The sequence below is a fragment of the Dankookia rubra genome, from assembly GCF_004355005.1.
Classification (GTDB): Bacteria; Pseudomonadota; Alphaproteobacteria; order Acetobacterales; family Acetobacteraceae; genus Paracraurococcus; species Paracraurococcus ruber_A.
Genome location: NZ_SMSJ01000041.1, coordinates 24,634 through 50,291 on the forward strand (window position 1 = coordinate 24,634; position 25,658 = coordinate 50,291).

Annotated in this window: 27 protein-coding genes and 1 pseudogene; 19 read left to right on the forward strand and 9 right to left on the reverse strand. The window is 66.2% G+C overall.

The features are described from left to right. Positions 1-2 precede the first annotated feature (2 nt). The gene (locus tag E2C06_RS22925; protein ID WP_133290930.1) at positions 3-395 is read right to left on the reverse strand and encodes a hypothetical protein; all 393 of its coding nucleotides are present in this window, start codon (positions 393-395) and stop codon (positions 3-5) included. 397 nt (positions 396-792) lie between these two features. On the opposite strand from E2C06_RS22925, the gene E2C06_RS22930 reads away from it, so the two are divergent. Further along, a complete protein-coding gene (locus E2C06_RS22930) occupies positions 793-1,326 on the forward strand; it encodes a YajG family lipoprotein (protein WP_133290931.1) in 534 nt (177 codons plus the stop codon). 1,403 nt (positions 1,327-2,729) lie between these two features. Here the strand turns inward: E2C06_RS22930 and E2C06_RS38520 are convergent. Continuing rightward, a complete protein-coding gene (locus tag E2C06_RS38520; RefSeq protein ID WP_193560492.1) occupies positions 2,730-2,990 on the reverse strand; it encodes a cupin domain-containing protein in 261 nt (86 codons plus the stop codon). Between the two features lie 160 nt (positions 2,991-3,150). Here E2C06_RS38520 and E2C06_RS38795 point away from each other — a divergent pair, with 160 nt between their 5' ends. From E2C06_RS38795 to E2C06_RS38815, 11 genes are all read left to right on the forward strand, one after another. Further along, positions 3,151-3,867, forward strand: coding sequence for a hypothetical protein (locus tag E2C06_RS38795; protein ID WP_206664649.1), 717 nt, complete (start codon positions 3,151-3,153; stop codon positions 3,865-3,867). 341 nt (positions 3,868-4,208) lie between these two features. Then, a complete protein-coding gene (locus tag E2C06_RS38800) occupies positions 4,209-4,469 on the forward strand; it encodes a hypothetical protein (protein ID WP_206664650.1) in 261 nt (86 codons plus the stop codon). 98 nt (positions 4,470-4,567) lie between these two features. Further along, on the forward strand, positions 4,568-4,987 hold the full coding sequence (locus tag E2C06_RS22945; RefSeq protein ID WP_241671423.1) for an MFS transporter: 420 nt from the start codon (positions 4,568-4,570) through the stop codon (positions 4,985-4,987). Between the two features lie 54 nt (positions 4,988-5,041). After that, positions 5,042-5,305 carry an FAD-dependent oxidoreductase gene (locus E2C06_RS22950; RefSeq protein ID WP_133290932.1) on the forward strand — a complete coding sequence of 88 codons (264 nt, stop codon included), beginning with the start codon at positions 5,042-5,044 and terminating at the stop codon, positions 5,303-5,305. Positions 5,306-5,547: 242 nt separating this feature from the next. Continuing rightward, positions 5,548-5,847 (forward strand): alcohol dehydrogenase catalytic domain-containing protein, encoded by a 300-nt coding sequence (locus tag E2C06_RS39630; RefSeq protein ID WP_241671424.1) that lies wholly within the window; start codon positions 5,548-5,550, stop codon positions 5,845-5,847. A gap of 69 nt (positions 5,848-5,916) precedes the next feature. Next, positions 5,917-6,102 carry a hypothetical protein gene (locus tag E2C06_RS39635; RefSeq protein WP_241671425.1) on the forward strand — a complete coding sequence of 62 codons (186 nt, stop codon included), beginning with the start codon at positions 5,917-5,919 and terminating at the stop codon, positions 6,100-6,102. A 224-nt stretch (positions 6,103-6,326) separates the two neighbouring features. After that, the gene (locus E2C06_RS22960; RefSeq protein WP_133290933.1) at positions 6,327-6,890 is read left to right on the forward strand and encodes a glycine/sarcosine/betaine reductase selenoprotein B family protein; all 564 of its coding nucleotides are present in this window, start codon (positions 6,327-6,329) and stop codon (positions 6,888-6,890) included. Beyond that, complete coding sequence (locus tag E2C06_RS22965) at positions 6,875-7,198, forward strand: hypothetical protein (protein WP_133290934.1); 324 nt, start codon at positions 6,875-6,877, stop codon at positions 7,196-7,198. The genes E2C06_RS22960 and E2C06_RS22965 overlap by 16 nt, the downstream gene beginning before the upstream one ends. A gap of 360 nt (positions 7,199-7,558) precedes the next feature. Continuing rightward, positions 7,559-8,020 carry an aminotransferase class I/II-fold pyridoxal phosphate-dependent enzyme gene (locus tag E2C06_RS38805; protein WP_206664651.1) on the forward strand — a complete coding sequence of 154 codons (462 nt, stop codon included), beginning with the start codon at positions 7,559-7,561 and terminating at the stop codon, positions 8,018-8,020. Next, positions 8,017-8,220 (forward strand): aminotransferase class I/II-fold pyridoxal phosphate-dependent enzyme, encoded by a 204-nt coding sequence (locus E2C06_RS40850; RefSeq protein WP_206664652.1) that lies wholly within the window; start codon positions 8,017-8,019, stop codon positions 8,218-8,220. Before E2C06_RS38805 ends, E2C06_RS40850 begins: the two co-directional genes overlap by 4 nt. Beyond that, positions 8,181-8,507, forward strand: a complete 327-nt coding sequence (locus tag E2C06_RS38815) for an aminotransferase-like domain-containing protein (RefSeq protein WP_206664653.1) — start codon at positions 8,181-8,183, stop codon at positions 8,505-8,507. The genes E2C06_RS40850 and E2C06_RS38815 overlap by 40 nt, the downstream gene beginning before the upstream one ends. Positions 8,508-8,795: 288 nt before the next feature. Here E2C06_RS38815 and uvsE read toward each other — a convergent pair whose 3' ends face one another. From uvsE to E2C06_RS22990, 4 genes are all read right to left on the reverse strand, one after another. Then, positions 8,796-9,815, reverse strand: a complete 1,020-nt coding sequence (gene uvsE / locus E2C06_RS22975) for a UV DNA damage repair endonuclease UvsE (protein WP_241671426.1) — start codon at positions 9,813-9,815, stop codon at positions 8,796-8,798. A 65-nt stretch (positions 9,816-9,880) separates the two neighbouring features. Next, positions 9,881-10,969, reverse strand: coding sequence for a DHH family phosphoesterase (locus tag E2C06_RS22980; RefSeq protein WP_206664654.1), 1,089 nt, complete (start codon positions 10,967-10,969; stop codon positions 9,881-9,883). A gap of 245 nt (positions 10,970-11,214) precedes the next feature. Beyond that, the gene (locus tag E2C06_RS22985) at positions 11,215-12,291 is read right to left on the reverse strand and encodes an SPL family radical SAM protein (RefSeq protein WP_133290936.1); all 1,077 of its coding nucleotides are present in this window, start codon (positions 12,289-12,291) and stop codon (positions 11,215-11,217) included. Continuing rightward, positions 12,281-13,396 carry a spore photoproduct lyase family protein gene (locus E2C06_RS22990; RefSeq protein WP_241671427.1) on the reverse strand — a complete coding sequence of 372 codons (1,116 nt, stop codon included), beginning with the start codon at positions 13,394-13,396 and terminating at the stop codon, positions 12,281-12,283. The genes E2C06_RS22985 and E2C06_RS22990 overlap by 11 nt, the downstream gene beginning before the upstream one ends. Before the next feature lie 479 nt (positions 13,397-13,875). On the opposite strand from E2C06_RS22990, the gene E2C06_RS22995 reads away from it, so the two are divergent. After that, entirely contained in the window at positions 13,876-15,150 is a 1,275-nt protein-coding gene (locus E2C06_RS22995) for a phosphoribosylamine--glycine ligase (RefSeq protein ID WP_165982594.1), read from the forward strand. A gap of 130 nt (positions 15,151-15,280) precedes the next feature. On the opposite strand, the gene E2C06_RS23000 is transcribed toward E2C06_RS22995, so the two are convergent. Together E2C06_RS23000 and E2C06_RS37820 are read right to left on the reverse strand one after the other, a co-directional pair. Further along, positions 15,281-16,444 carry an aminotransferase gene (locus tag E2C06_RS23000; protein ID WP_133290938.1) on the reverse strand — a complete coding sequence of 388 codons (1,164 nt, stop codon included), beginning with the start codon at positions 16,442-16,444 and terminating at the stop codon, positions 15,281-15,283. A gap of 338 nt (positions 16,445-16,782) precedes the next feature. Next, positions 16,783-16,950 (reverse strand): hypothetical protein, encoded by a 168-nt coding sequence (locus E2C06_RS37820; protein WP_165982595.1) that lies wholly within the window; start codon positions 16,948-16,950, stop codon positions 16,783-16,785. Positions 16,951-17,514: 564 nt separating this feature from the next. On the opposite strand from E2C06_RS37820, the gene E2C06_RS23005 reads away from it, so the two are divergent. After that, entirely contained in the window at positions 17,515-18,414 is a 900-nt protein-coding gene (locus E2C06_RS23005; RefSeq protein WP_133290939.1) for a DMT family transporter, read from the forward strand. Positions 18,415-19,058: 644 nt separating this feature from the next. Here the strand turns inward: E2C06_RS23005 and E2C06_RS23010 are convergent. Beyond that, a complete protein-coding gene (locus tag E2C06_RS23010) occupies positions 19,059-20,459 on the reverse strand; it encodes a hypothetical protein (protein ID WP_133290940.1) in 1,401 nt (466 codons plus the stop codon). 1,157 nt (positions 20,460-21,616) lie between these two features. Between E2C06_RS23010 and E2C06_RS39640 the strand changes: the two genes are divergently transcribed. The 5 genes and pseudogenes from E2C06_RS39640 to E2C06_RS23030 form a co-directional block, all read left to right on the forward strand. After that, positions 21,617-23,428 carry an HNH endonuclease gene (locus tag E2C06_RS39640; RefSeq protein ID WP_133290941.1) on the forward strand — a complete coding sequence of 604 codons (1,812 nt, stop codon included), beginning with the start codon at positions 21,617-21,619 and terminating at the stop codon, positions 23,426-23,428. Between the two features lie 58 nt (positions 23,429-23,486). Next, positions 23,487-23,750 (forward strand): hypothetical protein, encoded by a 264-nt coding sequence (locus tag E2C06_RS38825; protein WP_206664655.1) that lies wholly within the window; start codon positions 23,487-23,489, stop codon positions 23,748-23,750. Positions 23,751-23,905: 155 nt separating this feature from the next. Then, complete coding sequence (locus E2C06_RS23020) at positions 23,906-24,724, forward strand: hypothetical protein (protein ID WP_206664656.1); 819 nt, start codon at positions 23,906-23,908, stop codon at positions 24,722-24,724. Beyond that, positions 24,721-25,041 (forward strand): hypothetical protein, encoded by a 321-nt coding sequence (locus E2C06_RS23025; protein ID WP_133290942.1) that lies wholly within the window; start codon positions 24,721-24,723, stop codon positions 25,039-25,041. Before E2C06_RS23020 ends, E2C06_RS23025 begins: the two co-directional genes overlap by 4 nt. Before the next feature lie 237 nt (positions 25,042-25,278). Further along, positions 25,279-25,658, forward strand: a pseudogene (locus E2C06_RS23030) (IS21 family transposase); the annotation flags it as partial.

Consider the following 25,658-nt stretch of genomic DNA (forward strand, 5'->3'; position numbering starts at 1 on the left):
GCTCAGGAGGATTTCGGCACCGACTGCTGGATGATGGTGTTCCGCAAATTCTGCACCCAACTGTTGTAGTTGCGGTGGATCATCCCGTTCTCGTAGTTGAGGTTGGTGCTTGAGACGTAGCGGATGGCGAAGCGCTGCGTGTCGTAGGTGATCTGCACAACCGCCTGGTGCGAGCGGAGCAGCAACGTGCCGCGCATCACCCCAGGGCCCTCGGGGTCGATGCGCCAGCCGAGGACGGTGCCGGCGGCGCGGATCTGGTCGGCCCGCTGCGCCAGAGGGGCGCGGCCGAGGAATTCGCCGCTGGCGTCCTGCACCGGGGCGGTGCGGGCGCAGCCGGCCAGCGCGCCGGCGGTGAGCAGGGCCGCAGCGACGAGGCCGCGTCGGGTCGGTTTCATGGCGTCCTCCGGAAGGCTTTCGCTACGTCCGGTGGAGGATGCGCGTTCCGATACGGATCCTCAACCCGGCACGCTGGCCGCATCCCGTCCTGCCGGCGGCTTCGGGCCGGCCGCGCGGCTGCCCGCTATCGGCGATGGCATGCCGACCCGCTCAACGGGCCTCCCATTCGCAACATTAACAGTCACATGATATGTAACCACAATAATTATGAAGTAAGGCCGGCTGCCATTACTTTGACCGAGGGGTGCATCGCCACGCGGCGATTGCTGGTCCGCTGAAAGCTCCATACGGTGAACGGCCTGGATTGTCCCCATTCGAGGCCCAATGCGCGTCCTCGCTGTCCTAGTCCTGCCGGCACTGCTCGCAGTTGCCGCCTGCGGCGCCACCCGGTCTCCCATGGCCTATGCGCCTACGGTCGCGGTCCAGCGTGCCGCCACGGCGCGACCCGTCGTCCAGGTTGTCAACCCGGTCACCAATGAACGCCGCACCGGACGAGAGGACCCGACCTGGATTGGCACCATCCGGGGCGGATACGGCAACCCGGTGAAGGCCCTGCATGCCGACGAACCCGTAAACAGGGTTGTCGGCAAGGCCTTCGCCGCGGGCTTGGCAGCGCGCGGGCTCGATGCCGGGCCGGGCGGCAGTGCGCCTTATCTGCTGGCCGTCACCATCCACCAATTCGACGCGAACCAGTATGTCCGGCGCGAAGCCACGGCGGATTTCACCGTGGTGGTCACCGAGCGCGCGACGGGGCGGGAGGTCTGGCGCGGCCGTGAGAAGGTCTACATCGTCGACGGCAGCATACTGTCGCTGAGCACAGGTGTCTTTGCCTCGGTCGAAGATCTCCGACAGGTCGCACTGAAGGCGATGAACGAGGCGGTCGACAAATTGCTCGACCAGGCGGCCTTGAGGGTCGCCATTCGCGCCTGAACATGCCTGCGGGACGGAGCGGTGCCGCGCCGGCCGGATCACGGCTTCGGCGCATGCTCCGACTTCAGCCATCCTTCAGCCGCATAAACTGCGTCCGACATAGGCGCCACTCGCGGCAAGGAGCACCCGGGACTGCCGTCTGGATTGTTTCAGACAGACATTGGCAACGGCAAGGGTGGCGAAGGTGAGGTGGATTGCCCCGCGCTGCTCATAGCGAATGGTGAGGCGACGGAAGCGAGCCATCAGGCCACCGTTCGCTCGCCCTCCAGCGGTGCCGCACAAACCCGCTGCTAGCCTCGACTCCATATCGTTTAACGTGGGGAATGCGGCGGCGGCGGCGAGGGTGCACGGAGTGCAGCGAGCTTCTGCATCGAGCGCCCCGCCCAGCAGGTCCACCAATCCGTAAACAACTTCGATCCTGAGTCCTCGCCCCGACGGCGTCGGGATTGCATTGGCGTCGGGATTGCATCCGTCCTGCCATAGACTCGCCCAGTCAGTCATTCCGTTCGACGGCGAACCCAGTCGCCCGCCCGTTCCAGAGCTCCGCCGGTGGCCGTGGCAGCGCGGCCTATTGCCTGTCCCGACTCCGTGCCGGCCTTGTCTATCGCGGCGCCGGCGCGGGCGGCCGGCTGTCTGCTCTCACAGCCCGCCACCGCGAGGATGCCGAAGCAGAGAATCCGGCACGCACATCGTCTGCTTGGGCCAAGGTCATCAGCGGGTTGCCGCATTGCTCTGCCATCCTGATTTTTGCACAGACCACCTCTGCACGACCGAATGGCTGTCGCAGCCTAGTTAGCGCCGATATCGGGATCATAAGTTCTTTTATCCCTTATGGGCAGGTTGAGGCCGTACAGCAGGACAGCAAGGCTGAGGTGGACGGCAAGCAATCATGAGCGGCGCCCGGGTGCGACATCCGGTTCGCGCCCAACTAAGCCGTCCAGGTGCTCTCGTCACCATCCCATAAGTGGACGTAGCCCGCAGAGCCTTCGTTAGCTGAGACGGACGGTATCCGGACCTCCATGCAAGGCGGTGAGGCGTCTCTACCTCAAGCTGTTGCGGGCACGGTATTGCGCTGCGCCACTTGCGCGGATCAGTGCGAGCGCTGGGTGACCGCGGTCTGGGCACGGGCAACGCGCTCCTGGCCCGCGTTCATCGGCAGGATCGGCGTAAAGCGTCTCGCACAGTATCCCGAGCGCGCCGTGGCGTGGCTATAGCAGCGCCCCGGCCAGGGGTGGCGCGCGCCGCAACTGATCGAGGATCAGCGCCGTTACCCGACCGGCGTAGCCGTCTTGGTCCTCCTGGTCTTCGATCTCGGCGGCCTCGACGATCAGCGCCGGGAGCAGCGATGAGACGCTGACAACGGTCGGGCTAGGTGGCGGGCTCCGACCGGCCTCGTCGGCGATTCATTGGCTGCGGAACTCTGCCCCGAGCAGGGATCCGATGCGGTGCCGAAGGCCCGCCGGCAGCCCCATCGCCTGTTCGGGCGAGATCACGAGCGACTGACCCTTCACCGCCACCGTCAGCACGCCCGAGATGACGTATACCACTTGGCGCAAGGCATGCGCGCGCGGAAAATAGTGGCGCGCCGGGATGGACTGCGCCCGCGCGGTCATCGGGCGGGGCGCCATGAGCCCGGGGGGCGCGGCGATTGTCTCCCATCGCATGGCGAGCAACCTCTTTTTGTCCTCTATTCTACATGGATTGTCTGCCGGTCAAAATACAGACACTCAACGGGCCGGTATGCGTGAAGCCCCAGGAAGCTAGCGGCGCTCCCGACCGATCGGGCCGCCACCGACGACCACGCCTTCAGGGCGAGGACCCCCCATGGCCCGCCTCGACCGCCGCGGCCTGCCGCTCTCCACCACCTCCGACCTCGCCGTCGAGCGATACCGGGAGGGCGTGGACCTTTTGCTCTCCGCTTGGCCAGGCGCCGCCGAAGCGCTGAAGGAATCAGCCGCGGCCGATCCGGACTTCGCCCTTGCCCGTGCGGCGCGCGCCCGGCTGCATGCCATCCGCGCCGAGCCGACGGAGGCCCGGGCGCAGATCGCGGCGGCAACGGAGATCGTCGCCCGACACGGAACCGAACGGGAGCGGAGTCGTGTCGAGATCCTGTCGCTCTCCATCAACGGCCAGCCGACCTGGGCGCTGGAGCGGGCGATCGCGCACACCGAAGCCTGGCCACGGGACATCCTGATACTTTCGCTGCCGCTCGGTGCCTTTGGGCTTTTCGCCTTCTCCGGCATGGCGGACCAAGACCAGGCCCGCGTGGATCTTTGCGAGCGTCACGCCCGGCACTTCGCCGGGGACGACTGGTGGTTCCTGACCTATCGCGGCTGGTCGCATGCCGAGAATGGCCCAGTCGCGCATGGCCGTGCCCTGACCCAGCGCGGCCTCGAGCTGCGGCAGGCGAACGCGAACGCGGCGCACGCGCTGTCGCACGCGCTCTACGAGGCTGGTGCGAGCGAAGAGGCCGAAGCGCTGATCACGGGCTGGCTGCCCGGCTACGACCGCAGCGACCCCCTGCATGGCCACATCGCTTGACACTCGGCCCTGGCCGCTCTCGAGCATGGGAACACGGAGCGTGCGCTGGCGATCTACGCCGAGCACGTCCAGCCCTCCGTCTCGAAGGGCATGCCGGTGAACGTGGTGAGCGACACGGCCTCCTTTCTTTGGCGGCTGCAGGCTTACGGGCATGAGGTCCCCGCGGGGCTGTGGCAGGCGGCGGCCTAGGCCGCGCCGGCCTTCCCGAAGGCCGGCTTCGCCTTCGCTGATGCGCATATGGCGATCTTCGAAGCGGCCGCCGGCGACCGGGAGGCGGTGGCACGCCGCGCTGCAGCCCTGACGCAACTGCCTGGGGCGGGCAGCCTCGGCGCGGGCCGGTGGTGCCGGCGATCTACCGCGCGGCGCTTGCCTTCGCCGATGCCGACTACGCCAACTGTGCGCGCATCCTGAAGCCGGTCGCGCGCGAGGTGGTTCGCATCGGCGGCAGCGGCGCTCAGCGCGAGATGATCGAGGACATGCGCCTGATCGCCCTCATGCGGAGCGACGAGGCCATGAGGGCCCGCGCGCTGCTCGACCGTCGCCTGCATCGCCGCCCCTCGCCGCGCGCTGGCTCGGCCAGTTGGCCGCTTGAGGCGTCCTGATGACCGCAGGGCCGCGAGCCCGGAGGTCTGAATCGGGCCGCCCAATGGACAGAACGGAACCCCATGTCACACGCCCAAGCTGCCCGGTCGACGGGATCGTGGCTCCGATCGCTTTCGAGCATGAGACCGGCAACGTCGCCCGGCTGACGATCGCCCAGGCGCTGGCCGGTGCCAATTCGACTGTCGTCTATGCCACGGGCGCGATCGTCGGCCACAGCCTGGCGCCGAGCCCGGCGATGGCGACGCTGCCCATCTCGATCTTCGTCGTCGGCCTGGCCGCCTGCATCTTGCCAGCTGGCGCCATCGCCCGACGCCACGGCCGCCGCGCCACCTTTCTGGCCGGGACCGGCTGCGGGGTGCTCGTCGGCCTGCTGGGTGGTCGCGCCTCCATGGACGGCTTCGACTCCGGGCCATCGTGGTTCTGGCCCGAGATGTACCCGGAGATGGCCCGCGTCGTAGGCGAGCTGGGCCTGACCGCCTTCCCGCAGGGTGCCGAGGGCGACGTGATGGTCGAGTGATCGCGTACCGGCCCGCCGCAACGCTACCCGGCCTTCCGGCAGGACCCCCGATCCATGCGCCTCGCTGGCGGGACCGGTGCACTGGTCCGGGCTCTCGCCGCAGGCCTGCCCGGCGATGCCATCCGCCTCGGCGCGCAGGTGACGCGGGTCGCACTCGAGGATGCGGGCGTCCGACTTTCCCTCCGCGGGTCCGAGAACGGCGAGGACGCGACGCTGCTGAAGGATTGGAGCGCGAATCCGCTGACAACGGCCGCGGAGGACCGGCGCGGCGACACGCACCTGCTGCCGCGCCAGGGGTCCTGGGTCACCGGTGCGTGACGGGGCCGCCTGTGCCTGGCAGGCAGCGAGACCAGCGCGGTCGCGCCCGGCTACCTCGCGGGCGCCCTGGACGCGGCGCAGCGGGCTGTGGCGCAAATCCCCGGACGGATCGCGCAGGGCATCGCCGCGGTCCCGGCCCTGGGAGGAACATGAGGTTGAGCTGCCCGGCGAAACCGCGCCGCGCGCCAAGAACCGCGTGCAGATCGCAGTGCTACGGCTGTGATGAGTGCGAGGAGATCCTGATGGCGGGAGTCTGCGGTGCCGTGCAGGTGACGCGCCCGGGCCCGCTCGAGCTCGTGACCCGCCCCGTGCCCAACCCGGCTCCGGGTGACGTGCTGATCGCGGTCGAGGCCTGCAGCATCTGCGGTGCCGATATCGGCGACATCGAGAACTCCGACCCCACGCGACAGCTCCCCCGCATGCCGGGGCATGAGGTGGTTGGCCGCATCGTCACGCTCAGCGAGGGCGTGCCGTCCATCTGGCAGCCTGGCCAGCGGGTCGGCGTCGGACTGCTTGGCGGCCAAGGCAGGCCATGTCGCTAGGGGCGCTTCAATCTCTGCCGCAACCAGCCCGTCATGGGGTCCAGGCGCGACGGTGGCTATGCTGAGATCATGACCGCGCGCGGCACCGGCCTAGTCTCGATCCCGGAGGAACTCAATGCCGAGGAGGCGGCGCCGATCCTCTGTGCCGGCATCGCCACCTTCAACGCGCTGAAGAAATGCGGCGCGGTTCAGCGACCGCCCGTGCGGCTACATTTACCGTCGCTACCAGCGCACCGGCAACCCGACCATGGATGAAAGCTATTTCCCTATCCTCTGGTCCGGCACTGGCCATCGGACCGGCTGGATCAAGAGCTATTGCGAGACCGGCCGCCGAATGCCGCCGCGCGCGGCCTGAGCCGCCGGCACCGGCTTGGCAGGTCATCGACATGATTTGGCGGCTGGTCGAAAGACCGGCGCCGCCTTTTCCTGCCACTGTCCCGCCAAGGCCCTGCAACCGGGCCAGGCAGAGGGAGGACACCATGACGGCACAGGCTGTGACCGATGCGCCCGTTCGCTACATGGAGCGGACGCGGCTCTACTACCGCGCCCTCGGCTACGACAACGACTATGTCTGGGCGCGGCATGACGCGGTGCCCTTCACCCCGCTTCGCAAGCCGCTCAGCGCAAGGACGGTCGGGCTGGTCAGCACGGCGGGGCCCGGCGACCGCTCCCATCGCGACGCGCGCAACCGCCGCCAGGTCTGGAGCGGCCTGGTCGCAAGCCCACCGGCGAGCTTCGACACCGATGTCGCCTGGGACAAGGACTCGACCCATACCGAGGACCGCGAGAGCTTCCTGCCCCTCGAGGCGGCGCAGCACTTCGTCGCCGCGGGAAGGCTGGGCAGGCTGGCCCCGCGATTCCATGCGGCAACCACCGAATACAGCCAGAAGAAGACCATCGAGCAGGATGCGCCCGAGATCCTCCGGCGCCTGCGCGAGGATGGGGCCGATGCGGCAATCCTTTCCGCCCTTTGCCCGGTCTGCCACCAGACGAGAGCCTGGTCGCCCGGCACCTGGAAGCCAATGGCATGCCGACCGTGCTGATCGGGTCGGCCCGCGACATCGTCGAGCATTGCGGCGTGCCGCGCTTCGTCTTCTCCGACTTCCCCCTCGGGAATCCCTGCGGGCATCCCTGGGACCGCGAGATGCAGCGGACGACCCTGGGGCTGGCCCTCGACCTGCTGGAGAGCGCCAGGGGGCCGCGCAGCACGGTGCAGTTGCCCTTCGCTTGGAGGCCCGAGGATCCAGCTTGGCGCGAGCGCTATGCCCGGGTACGGCCGGACGATCGGGAACGGCTGCTGGCGATCGGAGATGAGCGCCGGCGACGGTTCGGCCAGCCGCCGCGGAGCTAGCGGTCAGCCGGAAGGCCTTGCTTCGCCATGCCGAAGGGCGTAGCGCCCGCGGTGATTGGCCGCGGCGGCGGCGTGCAGTGGGCGGCGCTGATGTCCCTTGGACATCGCCGGCCCTCGGGCTTGTCGGATGCTCGATACGGATTGCCATTCAATCTAAAGACGGCCAGGCGAAGGGAGACTACGCTCCGCCCAGGGCGGCGCATGCCGCTGCGGCCCAACGACCGCCGTCGCGCGACCTGCTCCGACGCGGGAGCCTGCCGCGCGCGACGCTGCGCAACGCCGTTCAATACGTCCAGGAACGTCCCATGACCGCCCCAGCCACCGCCCAGCAGATCGCTTGAGCGCGCCTGTTCCGAAGGCATGCCCGCACCCGCACCGCGCTTCACCGGCTTCCCGAAATACAACTTCGTCGGTGGCCATAACGACCCAGCGCAGGTACCAGTCGCGGCGCTGGCGGAAGCCGCCGCCACGGCACTGCGGTGCGAGGGTGCCGGTCTTGCCCTGTACAACCTGGGCCACGGGCCGCTCGGGCACAAAGGGCTGCGCAACCTGGTCGCCGGCAAGCTGAAGCGTCACCGCGTCGTCGCCTGCACCGGCGACGACGTGTTGATCACCTCCGGCTCCTTGCAGGGCCTCGACCTGGTGAATGACCTGCTTCTGGAGCCCGGCGACACGGTGCTGGTAGAGGAGCTGAGATCCCAGGGCGCCGTCTCCCGCCTCAGGAAGCGAGGCGTGACCACCGTGCCGGTGCCGCTGGATAATGAGGGGCTGCGCATGGACGCGCTCTCCGACACGCTGGACAGGCTGAGGCCCGTGGCGTGACGACGAAATACCTGTACACCATCCCGACCATCCAGAATCCCACCGGCTCCATCCTGCCGCTTGAGCGGCGTCAGCAGCTGTTGGCGATGGTTTGTGCACACGGCATGCCGGTGTTCGAGGACGAGTGCTATGCCGACCTGATATGGGCCATACCGGAGAGATGCCACCCGCCCTCTACGCGCTTGACCCGGCGCAGGTGATCCATATCGGCTCCTTTTCCAAGACGCTGTCGCCGGCGTTGCGGTCCGCCTATGCCGTGGCGCCCTGGGAGACGCTGTCGCGCCTTGTCGCGCTGAAGGCCGACGGGGGCACCGGCGCGGTCGAGCAGATGCTGGTGGCGCAGTATTTCTCGAGCCATTTCGACAGCCATGTTGCCGCCCTCTCCAGCCTGCTGGAGGAGAAGTTGCGCGTGATGCTGGAGGCGGTGGCACGCGAGCTCGGCGCGGCCGCCGAGTGCTTCGTGCCGAAGGGCAGCATTTTTCTCTAGCTGCGGCTGCCGGCGCAGGTGGATGTGCGCAAGCTGGTCAAGCCTGTGGCGCAGCGGGGCATTCAGTTCAACCCGGGTCCCGAATGGGCGGTGGATGTGGAGGCAGCGAAATCCCATCTTCGGCTTTGCTTCGCCCTGCCATCCATCGCGGAGATCCGCGAGGGCGTGGCAGCCTTGGCCCGCGTTTGCTTCGAGCAAACCGGCATCCCGGCGCAGAGCGGCAACGCCCGCTCAGCAAACGCCGCTTCGGATGACAAGCTTATGCAGGCTCCCGTCAGACCAGTATCTCTAACTTTCTCCCTGAACGGCCACCGCCCCTTCCTCCGCAAGGAATTCCTGCTCCTCCGCTTCCAGCGCCGGCGCCTTGGACGCCTCCAGCCCGAAGCGCTGCGCCACATCCGGGGCATAGCGCAGCAGGTCCGGGCGAAGGCGGATCAGCGCCAAATCCTTCACCTTCGCTTCCAGCATGACGTCGAAGTCGAGCCCCTCCGCGATCCGCATGAAAGTGATGAACTCGAACGGATTGCAAAAATCGGCGTGGCCCGTGTTCACCGGCGGGACCAGCACGGTCTTTAGCTTGCGCGTCCCCTTCTCCTTGCGCTTGATCTCCCGCATTTCCGTACGCGGCGAGGAGAAATGCACCTTCGGCCGCTGGCCCTCGGGCCAGGTCCGCAGCACCTTCCCGAGCGCATCCCGCATGTCGTGCCCATCCGGGTTCAGGCACCAGAAGTGCTGGTGGTCGAAGATCAGCCGCACACCCGTCCGTTCGTGGATCCAAAGGATGTCCGACACGGAAAAGCGAAGGTCGTCATGCTCCAGCACCAGGCGGCGCCGTACGTGCTCCGGGAGCTTGTTGTCCCAAATTTCCACCCAGCGTGCATTGGCGGCTTCGCGGTCGCCGTAGGTACCCCCGACGTGGATCACCATGACAGCCTCGGGCCCAAGCTCCATGCGATCCAACATCTCCGCCTGGGAGCTCAAATCCCAAATGCTTTTCTCCACCAACGCCGGGTCAGGGCTGTTCAGCACGACAAACTGCGAGGGATGAAAGCTCAGGCGGATATCCAGCGCTTTGGCCTTGGTGCCCAGGGCCCGCAGCTCGGCGCCGCTGTCGCGCACCATGGAGTGGAACTGGGGCATGTCAGGATGGGTAGCATAGGGCGCCAAGTCGGAGGACAGGCGGTACATGCGGATGTCGTGGCGGTCGAGATAGTCGAGCGCCCGGTCCATGTATTCCAGCGAAACCTTCAAATGCGGGCTTTGCTGCCAGCGCCTCGTGTCGTTGCTCCTGATGTCCGGGGCGCCCATCAGCTTCACCGGAAAGCCCAGGCGGAGCGGCGTCGCCGCGGGGGCGGGCGGAGTTTGCCGCGTGCTCATGCCGGCACTTCCAGGTCCGCGCCAAAGCCAAGCCCAGCCAGGAAGCGGTTCCAGGCGCTGGGCGGCAGCGCACCGCCCGAGGCCTGGGGATGGCCATTGCCGTAGTTCATGGGATCGGCACCGTCCGGCCGATGCCGGCGAAGAAAGCCGATCAGGTCGGTGTCCTGGCCGGAGCGTGCGGCGAAATGCACCCAACCCGGGCGGTAGCCGGTATTGGCGGCGATCACGACCTTGTCCTTCAGTCGCCCTTTCCATTGCTGCGCAATCAGCGGGTGGATCTGGCAGGCGGAGTGCAGGGGAATCAGGGCCACCTCACCGCGGATATGCGGGGCGACGCGGCGGCCCTCGGCCAAAGCCTCCTGCACCTCGGCCTTGGAAGCCTGCAGCACCGCGGTTTCGGGGTACTCGCCCGACAGCACGGCTTTGGGCCCATCCGCCTTCAGCAGCAGCGCGAGCGCCGGGGCAGCATCGCCGGCGCTCGCTCGCCGAGGGGCGTTGATGAGCGAGACGGCACGACGCAGCGCGGTGATGCTCCAGCGCTCGCGCGCCGCTGCAAGTTCATGGAAGCCCGATGCCTCTTCCATGTCGCCGATGATGCCGAGCGCCGCGAGCCAGAGCAGGTCGTCCACCTCCGCCACCGCGCCGGCACACCACCAGGCCAGAAGCGAGGTGGTGGGCGTCGGGCGCAGTCCGTGGCCGCTGACCAGCAGCGCCGCCTCCGGGACGCCGGTCGGCACGTGATGGTCCAGGAGCACGGTGGCCATGCCAGCAAGCGGCGGTTCGGCGCGGGTTCCGAGATCGGCCAGGATCAGGCCGCCGATGTCCTGCGCGCGGAGTTCGGACGCCATCTCCGGGGACCAGGCATTCTCGCCGCGACCAAGCAGCCGGACCCTGGCGTGTTGCCCGCTCCGTTCGAGCGCCCGGAACAGAATGGCCGCGGAGGAAAGCCCGTCCGCGTCGTGGTGGCCGAGGATCAGGACCGGCCTTGTGGCGTTGAAAGCCGCCACCGCGTCGCGGAACGCCCTCCGGCGTGCGGCCACCCAGGCGCCGGTCGGATGGGGAGGCTCGATGCTTGCATCCGACATACGCCGGTTCTTCCTTCTGCCGCCTGCGGCCGCGTCATCGGCGCATCAGCGACAACAAGGTCTTTGGCCCAGGCGGGTTTCGGCGTGCCGGCGCGGAAGCCTCAGGCAATGGCAAGGCCGGCCGCGCGGGCAGACCGGCAGGGCCAACAACGGCCAGGCCGGAAAGGCGCCGCAGGGATGTCGGCCCGGTGCTTGCCCCGGGCGTGGCGGCGCCGATGGTCCATCCCGCGGTCCCGCGTCCTATGTCAGGTGAAGTAGAGCACACGCGCCTGGGGCAAGTGGCGGGCGACGCTCGCTTCCAGGCCCGCGCGCAGCTCGGTCATCAGCGCCTTGGGGAAAACGTACTTGGCCGAGCCGAATTTGGTGAGCTTGCGGCTGCGCTGCGCCGGGTCCATCTCCAGGCCGCTACCGGGGTACCAGCCCTGGAGCACCCCCCGCGACCCCTCGGTGAAGCGGTGGGTGATCAGCTCCACCGTCAGGTCCGGGTCCGGCGCGCCGTCCAGGGCAGTGGCGCAATCGGCCAGCAGAGCGTCATAGGCGTCCCGCCAGTCCGGCAGGTTCAGGATGGGTGCGACGGTAAGGCCGATGCGGTAGCCCGCCATGGCGGCCTGCCGCATGGCCTGCAGCCGGTACCGCACGCGCGGCGCCCCGCCCTCGAAGCGCTCCGCCCCGCGCGCGTTGACGGAAAAGCGGATGCGCGTTCGGCGGCTGTGCGGCAGGTCCAGCAGCGGGCCGATGGCGTCGTACTTCGTGGTGAAGCGGAACTGCGCCTCCGCCTCCCAGGCCCCAAAGTAGCGGATCGTCTCGGCCAGGCTGCCGGTGATGTGCTCTATGCCCAAGGGGTCGGTGTAGCAGGAGCCCTCGAAGGTCGTGCCCTCCGCCGCGCGGGCGGCATTGCGGGAAGTGACCTGGCCCTGGCCCAGCAGCGGCGGCAGGGCAGCCAGGATCTCGGGCAGGTTGGCATAGGCGCGGATAATCGGCGGGCCGGCCAGGGAGCCCGCGAGATAGCAGTAGGCGCAATGGGCCGGGCAGCCCTCGGCCAGGTCGAAGCGCCAATCGGCGCTGGGCGGGATGGGCTGCGGCCTACGGCGGCTGGGCGAGGCGACGACGACGGCCATGGTGGTCTTGGCGTCGCGGTAGGTATCGGGCAGGCCCGTCAGGCGGTCGGCCTTCAGCCTCACCACCTCGGCCCCGAGCGCCGCAGCCCGTTCCGCCATGGCCGCGCCCTGCGGCCAGGCGAGGGCGGAGGGTGTGACCAGCAGGCGCTTCGGCTTCCAGAGGGGATGCGGGCGGGCCGGGGCCTGCAGCACGTCAAAAGGCATAGCGCACCCGGCAATAGGGCATGCGGGCGGCCAGCAGGTCCTTGAAGCGCTGCAGCCAGCGGCCCTTCCAGCCCGTGCGGTAGCGTAGGTTCACGCCGCCGCTCTCGGAGACCTTCTGCTCCTGGATGTCCGGGCGCCAGAGCAGGTCCTCGGCCTTCGGATGCCAGGCGAGGTTGATCTCGTGCAGGTCCCGGTTGTGGGTGAGCATGATGATCTCAGCGGCCAGCTGGTCCTTCACGGCGGCAGGCAGCAGGTCGTCGAGCATCTCGAACAGGGCGCCCCACTCCGCCTCCCACCCTTCGTGCAGCACGACAGGGGAGAAGTTCAGGTGAACTTCGTAGCCGGCACGGTGCAGATCCGGGATGGCAGCGATGCGCTCCGCCACGGGGGAAGTGCGTACATCCAGCAGCTTCGCCAGGCCGGGCGGCATGAGGGACATGCGGATGCGCGTGCGGCCCTGCGGATCGTAGCCCACCAAATCCGGGTTCACCCATTTCGTTGCGAAGCTGCCCTTCGCGTTCGGCAAGCTGCGAAATAGGGAGACGAGGTCCCGCACGTTGTCGGAGATGGCGGCATCGACAGACAGGTCACCGTTCTCGCCGAGGTCGTAGACCCAGGACTGCGGATCCACCTGGTTCGGCACCGTCTTCGGACCCTGCCGCGTGGCGTGGCGGGCGGTGGCGGCGAGGATCGGCTCGATGTTGACGAAGACGCTGATGGGATTCGCGTGCCCCTTGCGCCTGGCGACGTAACAGTAGGCGCAGGCCATGGCGCAGCCGTTGGAGGAGGAGGGCGCGATGAAGTCTGCGCTACGCCCGTTGGGGCGAAAGGTCAGGCCCTTCTTGACGCCGAGCACCAGGGCCTTCCGCTTGGCCGCCAAGTAATCGCCGGGATCGCCGCCCCGCAGTTCCGGGATCCGCCAATGGGAAGCGACCGGGATGCGCTCGGCCTGCGAAAAGCGGGCGAGAATCTCCCGACCGCGAGCATGCTCCTCAACGGCGGGTTCGAGGTAGATGCGAGCGATGTCGAGCGGGAAGGCGGCCATCCGCACGGGATGTGGGGGCGCTACCCCGGCTTCCCAGGGGTCAGGCCCCGACGATATCACGATCCGCTTCTCCGTCCCGATCAGGTAGGCGCATCGCTGCCGGTAATGCTGGCCGGACACGGAATGGTGGTTTTCGGCCACAATCGGCCACGGCAACTCCGTGCCCTTCTCGGTCATTTGCCGGGCGAGCCCGCCTCCCTGATAGCGGAGAAGGCGAACACAGCCTTGGCGGCGTTGACGTTAAGGATGCCCTTACCTTGTCAGAGGCCACCGAGATCTGACGACCTTTGTGAAACACTTGAAACGGCTCGGGACGGCACCCTCGTCCCGAGTAGCCCAAGTAGGCACGTCAGACTGGAAGACGCCCATTGCGGACCATGGGTAGGGTCCTGCTGATGCTCCGAAGCGGACCTCGTCGAGGACGCTCGAGCCGGCGGACCCGGCGCTCAGCCTTGAGCAATCGGCTCCGCCGCTCACATGATCCTTTCACGCACCAGGATCGCCGGTCCAAGCGGCATCGGTTCGGAGACAAAACACGCATGCGGATCCTTGCCATCGGGCCTCGCGCCTATCTCGGCGACGTCTACCTGTCGCTCCGCCGCGAGGGTCACGAGGTCCGGGTCTTCGCCGAGGACCCGCCGGAGCAGCGGGCCTTCGGTGGCCTGATCGATTGCGTCGCGGACTGGCGGGCGGAGCTGGACTGGATCGGGCGGGACGGCGTGATCTTCTTCGAGCGGATCGGCCGCGGCGCGCTGCAGGACGAACTCCGTGTCCAGGGCTTTCGCGTTGTTGGCGGCAGCGCCTTCGGCGACCGGCTGGAGCAGGAGCGCGAGTTCGGCCAGGCCGTCCTACGGGAGGCGGGGCTCGCCATCGCCGCGAGCCATTCCTTCGCGCATCCGGCGCTTGCGCTCGAATGGCTAGCCCGACACCCCGGGCGCTACGTGCTGAAGCACGACGACACCGCGCGTACCACCTTCGTCGGCGACCACCCGGAAGGCGCCGACCTCGCCTTCATGCTCCGCCGCGCCGGGGAAGGCCGGGTGCTGCTGATGGAGCGGCTGGAAGGCGTGGAGGTCGGCGTCGGCGCCTATTTCGACGGCACCCGCTTCCTCCGCCCGGCCTGCATCGATTTCGAGCACAAGCGCTTCTTCCCCGGTGAGATGGGCGAGATGACTGGCGAGATGGGCACGCTGGCCGCCTATGAGGGGGCGGAGCCGCTTTTCGCCGCCACGCTCGACCGGCTCGCGCCGCGCTTCGCCGCGGCCAGGCATGTCGGCTACGTGAACCTCAACCTGATCGTCAACGAGCGGGGCATCTGGCCGCTGGAATTCACCTGCCGCTTCGGCAATCCCGGCTTCGCCGTGCTGGCCGCGCTGCAGCCGGATGGTTGGGGCGACCTGCTCGCCCGCATGGCCGGCGGGGGGGCGGCCGGCACGCCGGCGCGCTTCGCCGCGCGCCCGGGCTGGTCCGTCGCCATCGTCCTCACGGTGCCGCCCTTTCCCGCCCATACCGAGACCGCCCCGCCGGAGGAGGACCCACCCGTCTTCTTCCTGCACCCGCCCGAGGGCGTGGAGCTGGACCGCTACCACTTGGTGGACATGCGGATGGAGGACGGCCAGTTGCTGGGTCGCCGCCGCTCCGGCCACTTGATGATCGTCACCGGCGCCGGCCCCACCGTGCAGGCGGCCCAGGAGGACGCCCGGGCACGGGCGCGCAACGTCGTCGCCCCGGAACTGCGCTGGCGTACCGATATCGGCGACCGTTTCCTGACCGGCGAGCGGGAGCGGCTTCGCGCCCTGGGCTGGCTGCCCTGAGCGGCCGACGCCTGCGGTTTTTGGGAAGCGCTGCCATGCGGGTCTCCGTCGCGTAGCCCGCGGCCGCCCGGAACCCGGCCGGCCTCCCCGGGGGCACCGCCTTGCAGGCCGGACCAAAGCCCGGCTGCGATCAGTTGGATGCCGCCCGCAGCCGCTCCTCCATCGACACGATGCCGGCTGCCGCCACGTTGGCGAAAGCGATGCGAAGATGCGCCTCCTCCCCAGCGAAGGCTGGGCCGGGCAGGCACAGCAGCCCCTGTTCGGAGGCCAGCCGCTCCGCCACTTGCCAGGCGGAAGTGCCTTCGAAGGGGTGTTGCACATAGGCGAAGTAGGCCCCGAGCGATTGCAGCTCCCAGCCCGGCAGGCGGGAGAAGGCTGCGCGCATGGTTGCTCCCCTGGCCTGCATCTCCGCGCGATTCGCCGCCCGCCACGCCGACAGTGCCCCGAGCCCCCAGGCCAGCGCGGCCTGTCCTGCCCGCCCCGCGCAGATCTGCACGCAATCCATCACCTTGCCGAGTTCCGGGAACAGCGCGGCGGGCGCGCCCAAGGCGCCCAGACGGTGCCCCGGAATCGCGAAGGACTTAGAAAAGCTGTGGAGCTGCACGAGGTTCTCCGGCCAAGCCTCGCCCGAAAGCAACCCGTGCGGCCGGTTCCGGCCGGGTGGCAGGAAGTCTCGGTAGGTTTCGTCCAGCACCAGCCAGATCCCCCGCTCCCGGCACAGGGCATGGAAGCGGGCGATCACCTTGGACGGGTAGATTGCGCCGGTCGGGTTGTTGGGCGTGACGAGGACGATAGCCCGCACCCGGTCGTCGATCAGCGCTGCCGCCTCCTCCGGGTCGGGCACGAAGCCCTGCTCCGCACAGCAGGGCAGCGCACGCGGCTCGACCCCCAACATGTCGAGCGTCATGCGATGGTTGAAGTACCAGGGCGTCGGCAGCAGGACCGCGTCGCCGCGCTGCGCCAGGGCCATCATGGTCACGAAATAGGCCTGGTTGCAGCCGGCGGTGATGGCCACCTCCGACGCGTCGAGCCGGCCCCCGTACAGCGCGCCGAGATCTGCGGCATAGGCCTCCCGCAGCGCCGCATCGCCCATGATCGGACCATAGGTGGCGCAGGCGGGATCTCCCGCCGCGCGGGCGAGGCGTTCGAGCATGCCGGGTGCGGGCGCATGCGACGGCACTGCCTGGCACATGTTCAGCAGCCCTCCCCGGCCGGCATAGCGGGTGCCCCAGGCCTGGATCTCCGGAATGGGCGGGCTGCCGGTATCGAGGAGGCGGGGGTTCAGGAGCGTCATTCATCATCCAGTCGGGCGAAAGACGCACAACGCGCGGCAGCGTGGCCTATTGCGTCACCGTGCCGAGAGTTGCCGTCCAACGCCCGGCCCACAGTCTGATGGCCGCATCCCGAATGCCACGCCGGATAGTGGACGCGCCACTTCCGGCCAGACCGCGCACGAGCCTATGGCGAGCGCGGATCAAAGTTGATTTAGTTTGGACTTGACCGTCGCCTGCCAATGCCAGGGATAGATGCTCTGCACAACCTATTCGCCCCTGTATTGCGCTTGCTGGTCGATGGTGAACGGTATCACAGCTTGGCCTAAGGACCTGCCAGCTCCGCCTACAGGTCCGCCCGTCAAAGATGCTGGTCGTCTGCACCGGCATCTTCATCGCCTGCCCGACTGCCATCATAAGCCCGGGTCGGAGCGTTGTGCGCCTCCAGCACCGCCTCCTCGTTCAGGTAGCAGCGGGCAAAGGCTGCATAGGTCGTTTTGCCCGTAGCCGGGTCGAGGCTCGGGAACACCAGGCTCAGCGCTGCCAGGTCGCTGCAGCTGGCGAGGTCGAGATGGTACGGCTCGCCGAGGAACCGGTGCAGGTTGAGGTCGGTTCGGTATAAGCCGTCGAGGCAGCAAGGACAGCCAGCTAGAGTAGCGTCACCCTCTGACAGACAGCATCGGGTCCCTACCGATCAGCCTGCTTTCAGCTTTCGGGCTGGATTTGCGGGCTACCGATCAGCCGGAGCCCGCGCAGGTCATCAGCGCGCGGCTCGCTGTGCGTCGTCGACTCAATAGCCGCAATGGAGGCAGTTGGCGCCGTCATGCTCTTTGTTGAGCATGTTGACGGAGACGGCTGCCATCGAGGCCGCACCCTTGCGACGGCAGGCGCTGCGCACAAAATGGCCGAGGCATTCGCCCGAGTGCTCCAACCGCTCTCCGAGCCATAGATTAGGCGTGGCTGCCCGCCTAAACCGTCGGCACCATTCCCGCACGGCGCTGCCGCGTTGGAGTGCCTTGCTTCTCAGGGCGGTTAGAATGGAACACCAACGCACGCTTCCCCGGTGGCGGCGCAGACGCGATGGACGTGCCGAATGACCTGGCCGCTCCTGCTCATCGTCTGGCTCTGCTGGGGCCTCAGTTACCCTTTCATGGCTTGGACGCTGGAGGCGGTGGACCTGATCACCGCGCGTCTGTTGGCCAATGCGGGTGCCGGGACCCTGCTGCTCCTGCTCTGCCTGCACACCCCGGGTCGGCGCATTCTGCCGCACCGCGAGGAGTGGCGCGGCGTGCTCGCGCTCAGCCTGCTGATCATGGTGATTTTCCCCTTCGCGCTGATCGCCGGGGTCATGCTGGTCGGGCCAGGGCAGGCTGCCATCCTGAACTACACCATGCCCCTCTGGGCCTCGCTGCTCGCGGTACCGGTACTGGGCGAGCGGCTGGACCGCCCCACCCTGTTGGCACTCGGTCTTGGGCTCGTTGCCGTGCTGCTGGTGCTGGCCGGCACAACGGGAACCGAGGGTCCGAACAGCCTTGGCGTGGGACTAGGCTTGATAGCGGGCACCACCTTCGGCGCTGGCACTGTGCTGAGCAAGAAGCTGTGCTTCCGCAGCCCCGTGCTGCTGATTACGGCCTGGCAGCTGCTGTTGGGAACGCCGCCGGCCTTTGCCGTGTGGCTGGTGCTGCACGGCCAGACCTACCTGCACCCGGATGCAGGGCGCGGGCTATTCGGCCTGTTCTACATGATCGTCTTCGCCAATGCGCTGGCCTACGCCGCGTGGTTCCCTGTTGTTGGGCGGCTGAAGGCCAGCGTCGCCAGCCTCTCGCTGCTGGTGGTACCCTGCATCGGTGTCGCCAGCAGCGCGGTGCTCGTGCAGCGCGCGATCGGCCCCTTCGACGTGGCGGCCCTGGCGTGCGTGCTGGGTGCGATCGCTCTGGTCGTCCGGCGGACCGCGGCACCTCCGGCGCTGAAGACGCATCAGCAGGCCGACTGAGCGGTGTCCGTGGTCCCGCCAGACGCAAGGGTGCCACCGCGATGGGCGCAGACGGATTATCGACGCTCTGCGAGGGGCAAAAGCTTGGGGGCGGCGAAAGCGATTTAGTTCGCTGCTTTGACCGGCAGGCGATGGGCGTACTGAATGAAGGGCCGGTGCGTCGCCTAAAGATCATTTTATTTCAACGCGCTAAAGCTTGAGGGTTAAATCGGCCAACCCTCAAGGTTCAGAGACTCTCCGACATTTCGGAGAGAAAACCCGCACTCATTTCGGATCAGCACCATCAAGGTAGCGGCTGAAACCTGTCGGAAACCTGCGCCTCAGCGCGGTGTCCAACTCAGGAGAGACAGGTTGTAGGGGTAACGACTGGAGCAGCGGTGGGAACCGGAATACAAAATTCTCTGGCGAGGCCTTCGATCCAGTCTGGGCAGGAGACGCCAGATGGTGCGCTGCAGCCAACGATATTTTTTTGCCGAAGCCATAGCGAAGCCCAGCGCGAGCCTGCATTAAACGTGAGCCGCCTGGGGCGCCGGAAGATCGCCATAAAACAGTCCGCAAACTTCCTGTGCCCGATCGTAAAAACGATCTTGGTAGACGTGCAGCTTCTTCACTAACTTTGGAACAATATTTCTCGACCCGCGTCATTAGAAGCGCCAACGTCGAGGATCGAATACCTGACCTGGGTCTTTAAAAACCGAGCCATCGCCGCCCAGAATCTGGCCAGGATTATTAAAGACCGAGTTCGGTCCGCCCCAAATCTGTGAGGGATTTCGCACGAAGGAGTTTGGTCCTCCACCCGTAGCGTCTACAATAGCCTGAACTGCACGCACAACCTCGTTGTTGCGGCCCGGGCCCTGCGTAATATCGCGGAACGCGTTGTTCAGACCGACCACTATCGTGTTGTTGGGGCCAAAGCAATCCTTGCCGATTTCGCCTCCAAGGCATTTTGTGAACTCGCGGATGGTCAAACGACCCGCGGTGCAACCCGCGAAGGACAGCGGCTCTCCACCCGATTGCACCGCGCACTCCGCCGCGATACGCCACTCTTCGTTCATGGATGGTGCGGCAGCGCAGAGTGCGAAATCGGTCGGTCCCTGGCTGCTCGTTGCACAGCCAACGATGCGCGCAGCTTCCGGGGGTAAAACGGCACCAGCAGCACATCCCGCGATTTCGGCACGATTTCCGCGGGCTTCAGCGACACAGGAAGCAGTCTGGCGGGTTCGAGGATCGAGCAAACCATCAGTGCAACTCGCTATCACTGACGACACGTCCCGGCCAGCAGAAGCGCATTGCCTGACGCGGTTGATGGCCCGAGTGGTCGAGTTGTCGCCAGCGGCACACAAGATCGCCGCTGCTTTATCCGGATTACTGACGCAAGCCATCACGTTCTGGACCGGTCCACCGGTCTGCGTTGCCACACATTGGGCGATCACAGCGTTCGCCGCGTCCATGCTAAAGCAGTCGGCCACGAGTCTCGCGCGGCGAACGTCGGGCGAGATGGAGTCGAAACACCGGAGTGTGTCACTGCTTCCGGCCGAACTGGCGAGGCACTCCGCAGCTTGCCGCTGTTGCTGCGGAATTCGGTCTGATAGACACCCGAGTGCGGAACGCGCGCTAGGTGAGCCGCCGACGCAGTTACGGACCTGATTAACCTGTGTTTGCACATCGGATCGGGTGACGCAGGCAGCGACTTTGTCCGGCGTAGGACGACCACCAGCCAAGCAGCCAATCAACGCCGTAAACTCCTGATTATTGGCGTTCTGAGCAAAGCAGGAGAGTCGCTCTCCGCTGGTCAGCCGGCTGAAGCACGCGATCTGCGTCTGGTGTTGATCTAAAAAAGCTTTGGAGATACACTGACCGAAGTCGTTTTCATTACTTGTTGTGTTTTTGCAGCGGTTGATTGCCTCTGCTCCAGGCATACGCGGCAGGTAGCGCGGCTGGAGTTCTAGTTTGCTGTCCAGGTTGAGGTCAAGTTCTCGGAGAGCGGCGTCCCGGATGGCCCGGTCCTCAAAGGTGTCATGAAGGATAGGACAGGTCGCGCCCATTGCACACGAAGTCAAGGTGCGCGGAGTAACCCAAACCCCTGAGCATTCGAAGATCTCTCGGATACTCGCAGTTCGCGAACCAGTAGAAAGACGGTTATAACAAGCAAGCACTCGGGTTGCCTCTTGACGGCTCGCTGTCGTATTTCCGCCGCGGCTAGCCGGTTCGTTACTGACTGTCGCGCTGAAACCCGGCGGCCGGATTGCAACCGGATTTACACGGATCCTGAGCCATAGCTGGGTCCGGTCGCTCGTAGAGCCGGTTTGCGCAACATCCTCAACAACGACGTGAGTGCCATTTGGAAGCAGTCCGAGATTCGCTGAGAAGTCCCCCGGCCCACGACGAATGTTAATGTTAGTGTTTGAGACAAGACGGTCGCCAACAATGATATCCGATGTATCTCGAGCCGGCAGAACTTTAGACAAAAAAGAAAGAGGAACTCCCACGTCCTGGGCGGCGATCCATATCTCGTCGCACTCCGTTGCCGTAGCACATGCGGCGTTCGCGGTCCAAGAAGAGCCTACTAGAAGGGACGAGAGTAGACCGAGGCGGGTCAGTAGGGCCCAAATACGCATTCGGTACCTCCCCTGGCTTTAAACTAGCATAATAGGACAACAGACGGCTTCGATTGCTGGGCCGCTATAACGGTTACCTGCGGAGTATGTCCGCTTGCTAAATGAACGCCATTTTGCGTGGCAACACTAACAAGTTTTCATCCGTCTGAAGGCTAAACACGAATTTTTGAGATATCACCACGAAGAGCAATGGCCAGTCTGGCTGCACATGTCAGCTTGTCACAATATGTCGGCTGTCAGCCTCGCAATCTGCCGCAAGGATCAACCACAAACGATCCCAGCCATCAGGCTCGACCGGCCGCCTACTGCGCTCGCAGGCGAGGCGGTCCGCGCGCGTCTGCAGCAGTTTATAGGATGAGCCCGCGTCGAGCTCGGTCTGTACGAGTTCGACAATAAGGTCGTTCTCTTCAGTGTTTAGCAGGAACTGATCAACCGTTAGGTTTTTTCAACGATCGATCGAAACGGCGGGGCCGCGGCGCAGGTTGGGTAGGTCAGAAACGCCAACACGCCGGTCCATAAACCTTATGATGCAATGAGTTTTGACATGATTCAATCTGCATATTAGAAGCACCACCGGGGGAGTTATGAGCGACACACCGGGACAGTCGGGCGCGTTCCTGTACTTCTGGGCCCGTTACCTCGCCGACACCCGCGACGGCCCGGCTTTCCGGCTAAACCAGAATAGTCCTGCAATGGCGGGGCTTCGGCCTGGGGACACGATCTGGGCCTTCGCGCCGGTTTCGAAAGGCAGGTACGTGATCGTTGCGCGGCTCGCAGCGTCAGCTACGGGTGAGAACCCCCCCGGGTCGACAGAACGCGAAGCTGATGGCCGCTGGTTCGCCGAAGCCGCCCCGGCCCAGGCACTCTACTTCAGGCTTGAGGGTCAGCCCGACCTTCCCGATCTCATCCGTGGGCTCGGGATCCGCGCTGAAGCGCAGGTGCTGGGCCAGGCCTTTCAGGGCGGGGCCGCAGTTCGCCGCCTCACCTCGGAGGCATCAGCGGCACTCGATGAAGCCTCTCGGAGCTTCATCTTGGACCGTCGCCTGACTCCGGTAGAGGCGGTCCCCAAAGTGAGGATCTCCCGCCTCGAGAGCCGCGAGGCGGTCCTTCGGGCGATAGAGGAACACGACCGTCTTGGTCAGGCTGAGTTTCTGGCCCGCTACGGATACGGGGAGCCGGACAGGTACTGGATCGAGCACGGCGGCACGCTTTATCCCTCGAAGGCGCTACTCGGTGTTGCCTGGCGGTATGATGGGCCTGGCAGGCGGCCTCTCCTCCCGATCCAATTCAGCGGCGGCAAGGACACCGTCCAACCCAAGGCGGAGCAGCTCGGCTTTAGAGTGGTGGTCCGGGAAATCGGCGACCAGCCATTAGCGAACGCGCCGACGGGGCGTGATGGGCACCAAGCTGAGCAGCAGTCGAACCGGCCGAGCTTCTGGTGGGTGAACAATAAGCAGACTCATCGGCATGAGATCCGGGGGGGCTATCTTTGGTTACCGAAGGCGAACAAGAATGGCGCGCGGAACCAGACTTACGACAACATGCGTCGCGTGCGCGCGGGCGACGTGGTGTTCGCCTACTCGGACCAGCGGATCAGCCACGTAGGGGTCGTGACTCGCCCAGCGGCACCGGCAGTAAAGCCCCCGGAGTTCGGCGGTACGGGGGAGCACTGGAGCCGGGAGGGCTGGCTCGTCCCGGTTTCCTGGCGTGCCGCGCCGTCCCCGATCCACCCGCGGGACCTCATCGAGGATCTAAGACCGCATCTTCCTGACCGGCATTCGCCTCTGCGCCCGGAGACCGGAGGGGGTAACCAGAACGTCTATCTGGCTGCGATCTCACCGGCGCTTGCCGGCGTACTCCTGCCGCAGCTCGGACTTTCCAGGGAAGAACTCCGAGCGTCGACCTCCGAGAGCAATGGCGACAGCCGCGCGCTGGATCGTGGGGACGACGCCCTCGAAGCATTGGTGAAGGTGGACCCCGGCCTCTCCGCGACCGAGCGTGAGGCAGTGGTCGCAGCCCGCCGCGGGCAAGGGCGGTTCCGCGCCGCTGTGCTGGTCGTCGAGCCGTGCTGTCGTCTCACCGGAGTCGCCGACCAACGTTTACTGCGTGCGAGCCACATCCGGCCGTGGCGAGCGTGCGAAACGCATGCGCAGCGCCTCGACGGCGAAAACGGCCTGATGTTGACGCCCACCGCCGACCACCTTTTCGATCAGGGCTACATCTCGTTCGCCGACGACGGCACGCTGCTTGTCTCACCGCAAATAGACCCGGCCGACCTGGAGCGCCTCGGCATACCAGCCAAGGTGCCGCGCAACGTCGGCACGTTCATTGAAGGCCAGCAGGCATACCTAGCCTATCACCGTTCCAACATCTTCCTCAGCGAGGGACAGAGATGATCGGCCGAGCTACTCCGTCCATCACCGCACGAAATAAGTCCAGGAGTACCGATGGAAAGTGACCGTGCTACAGTCATCTCGCTTCCGTGAAGCATTCGCGCATTTTCAGCGCCTGATCGCAGCAAACGACAAGGGCCATCCCTTCACGAACTTCCACGAGGGTGTGGCAGCCACGTGGGAGGACTATAAGCCGCGCCTTCGCAAATACGCACTCGGAATGCTGAATCCCGGCACGTGGACGGAAGCGCAAGTCGGCTCCGGGGCCATTCTGCAGCACACGATCTCGGCGATAGAGATTCAAGACAGTCGCGCGAACTTATAGAGCCGGCTTGGGCCATCTTGAGGCCGGCGCCGGGTCGCACGGGGATAATACCTGTAAAACCGGCAAACTCATCCAAGTGCACCCAAGCCGGCTCTATAACAAACAACCTCGTTTTCTGGCAGAATCGCTACGGCCACGCGAACCGAGACCACCGTGTGCTGCTGGAGGCCGTCTCGAGCACGGCTCTGCTCCGCGAGCTCGAACGGCTCCTGTTCGAGTTGTACCGCGGCGGCGGCGACGCAGGAGGCATCTTCGACCGGCTCAGCCACCTGACAGGCGCCAAGTACCCGCTCCTCGCCTATCTCTACTTTCTGATGGATGCCGATCGGTTCATGCCGATTCAGCCGACGACGTTCGATCGCGCGTTCCGCACCCTTGGCATCGAGCTCAGGACGCTGCGCAGTTGCTCTTGGGACAACTACGTCAGCTTCAACGCCGCGCTCGGCGAGGTGCGACGAGCCCTCGCGGGCTTGCCGGGCTTATCGGGCGTTCAACTGATCGACGCCCATTCCTTCTGCTGGATGCTGGAGAAACTTGAGGACCACGGCGAGGGCGACGGCAGCGCAGCACGAAAAGACGCAGGCCGGGTGTTAGGTGGTCGCGACCGATCCATTATCGAGATGCGGCTTTCCATCGAGAATACAACGCGAAACTCAAATGGGCAGATTGTTGAGCGCACGCTGAAGAACAAAGATTTGAGGATGTCCGCGGATGAGCTCGACAGGCTCCTCAGATCCCTCATGACGGTTCAGCAGGACCGCTGCGCCCTGACCGGCATACCCTTCCATTTTCATGGGCCGGACGCGGACAAAAACCTGTTGCCATCGCCCGACCGCATCGACAGCGATGGCCACTACGAAGCCGGTAACGTCCAGATTGTCTGCCGCTTCATCAACCAATGGAAGGGACCGAGCGACAATGAGGAGTTCCGGCGACTGCTGACGCTGGTGCGCGGCGTCGAGTTGGACGCTTGAGCCACATCACCGCTGTGATTTTGATGTTCTCCGGCCTCGAGGAGGACAGCTTCGGCGTCCCACCCCCACCCCTTGCCGAGCTTCAGGCATGGCTCAGGCGGGCGGACGTCGGGCAGCTGGTAGCAGTCGACGGGCTCTTCGGCGGTTGGAAGCATCCCGGCATCGCCTGCCTCGGGGGCGGCTTCAACCATCTCGACGTGGCGGGCTTCGTCGCGATCTTCCGCGAGCAGGAATGGAGACACCCGGAGCAGGCTATCCTCGTCCTAACGACCGAGGACGAGCCGGCCATCGTCGTACGGCCTATGAGTGCGGAGTGACCCAGTGCACGATCGCCGCATTCTGGCGCCCACTCGCCGGCGAAGCCGTGATGAGAAGCTCGGTCGATTCGCATCGCCCGGGACCGCCGCCGCTTGACTGACTTCCTCGCCAAAGCCCCCACTGAGAGCGTCGGAGAGAAAATCCCTCAGGGAGCGGCTGGGTAATCTGGCCGCGGCGGCGTGAAATAGGAGCGCTGCCGAGCCTTTCGTCACGACGGCTGACGGAAGGCCTTGGGGATGAAAGTCGTGGATCTCTATGCGCGGGTTCGACGTGCCTGCCATGCGGAGGGGATGAGCCAACGGGAGGCGGCTCGGATCTTCGGCATCGACCCCAAGACGGTGGCCAAGATGCTGCGGTTTTCCGTGCCGCCTGGATACCGGCGCAGCAAGCCGCCGGTGCGGCCCAAGCTCGACCCATTGCTGCCGGTGATTGACCGCATCCTGGAGGAGGATCAGGGGCGGCCGCGCAAGCAGCGGCATACGGCGCGGCGGATCTTCGAGCGGCTTAAGACGGAGCATGGCTTCGCGGGTGGCGAGACGATCGTGAAGGACTACGTCCGGGAGCGGCGACTGCGTGGGCAGGAGATGTTCGTTCCCCTGGTCCACCCGCCCGGGCA

Coding starts and splice junctions, on each gene's coding strand:
- E2C06_RS38805 (WP_206664651.1), top strand. CDS start 7,559: ATGCCCGCACCCGCACCGCGCTTCACCGGCTTCCCGAAATACAACTTC.
- E2C06_RS23005 (WP_133290939.1), top strand. CDS start 17,515: ATGACCTGGCCGCTCCTGCTCATCGTCTGGCTCTGCTGGGGCCTCAGT.
- E2C06_RS23000 (WP_133290938.1), bottom strand. CDS start 16,444: ATGACGCTCCTGAACCCCCGCCTCCTCGATACCGGCAGCCCGCCCATT.
- E2C06_RS22930 (WP_133290931.1), top strand. CDS start 793: ATGGCCTATGCGCCTACGGTCGCGGTCCAGCGTGCCGCCACGGCGCGA.
- E2C06_RS38795 (WP_206664649.1), top strand. CDS start 3,151: ATGGCCCGCCTCGACCGCCGCGGCCTGCCGCTCTCCACCACCTCCGAC.
- uvsE (WP_241671426.1), bottom strand. CDS start 9,815: ATGGGCGCCCCGGACATCAGGAGCAACGACACGAGGCGCTGGCAGCAA.
- E2C06_RS22985 (WP_133290936.1), bottom strand. CDS start 12,291: ATGCCTTTTGACGTGCTGCAGGCCCCGGCCCGCCCGCATCCCCTCTGG.
- E2C06_RS22965 (WP_133290934.1), top strand. CDS start 6,875: ATGCCGACCGTGCTGATCGGGTCGGCCCGCGACATCGTCGAGCATTGC.
- E2C06_RS39635 (WP_241671425.1), top strand. CDS start 5,917: ATGACCGCGCGCGGCACCGGCCTAGTCTCGATCCCGGAGGAACTCAAT.
- E2C06_RS22995 (WP_165982594.1), top strand. CDS start 13,876: ATGCGGATCCTTGCCATCGGGCCTCGCGCCTATCTCGGCGACGTCTAC.
- E2C06_RS39640 (WP_133290941.1), top strand. CDS start 21,617: ATGAGCGACACACCGGGACAGTCGGGCGCGTTCCTGTACTTCTGGGCC.
- E2C06_RS23010 (WP_133290940.1), bottom strand. CDS start 20,459: ATGGGCGCGACCTGTCCTATCCTTCATGACACCTTTGAGGACCGGGCC.
- E2C06_RS22980 (WP_206664654.1), bottom strand. CDS start 10,969: ATGTCGGATGCAAGCATCGAGCCTCCCCATCCGACCGGCGCCTGGGTG.
- E2C06_RS22925 (WP_133290930.1), bottom strand. CDS start 395: ATGAAACCGACCCGACGCGGCCTCGTCGCTGCGGCCCTGCTCACCGCC.
- E2C06_RS22960 (WP_133290933.1), top strand. CDS start 6,327: ATGACGGCACAGGCTGTGACCGATGCGCCCGTTCGCTACATGGAGCGG.
- E2C06_RS39630 (WP_241671424.1), top strand. CDS start 5,548: ATGGCGGGAGTCTGCGGTGCCGTGCAGGTGACGCGCCCGGGCCCGCTC.
- E2C06_RS38520 (WP_193560492.1), bottom strand. CDS start 2,990: ATGCGATGGGAGACAATCGCCGCGCCCCCCGGGCTCATGGCGCCCCGC.
- E2C06_RS22950 (WP_133290932.1), top strand. CDS start 5,042: ATGCGCCTCGCTGGCGGGACCGGTGCACTGGTCCGGGCTCTCGCCGCA.
- E2C06_RS38815 (WP_206664653.1), top strand. CDS start 8,181: ATGCCACCCGCCCTCTACGCGCTTGACCCGGCGCAGGTGATCCATATC.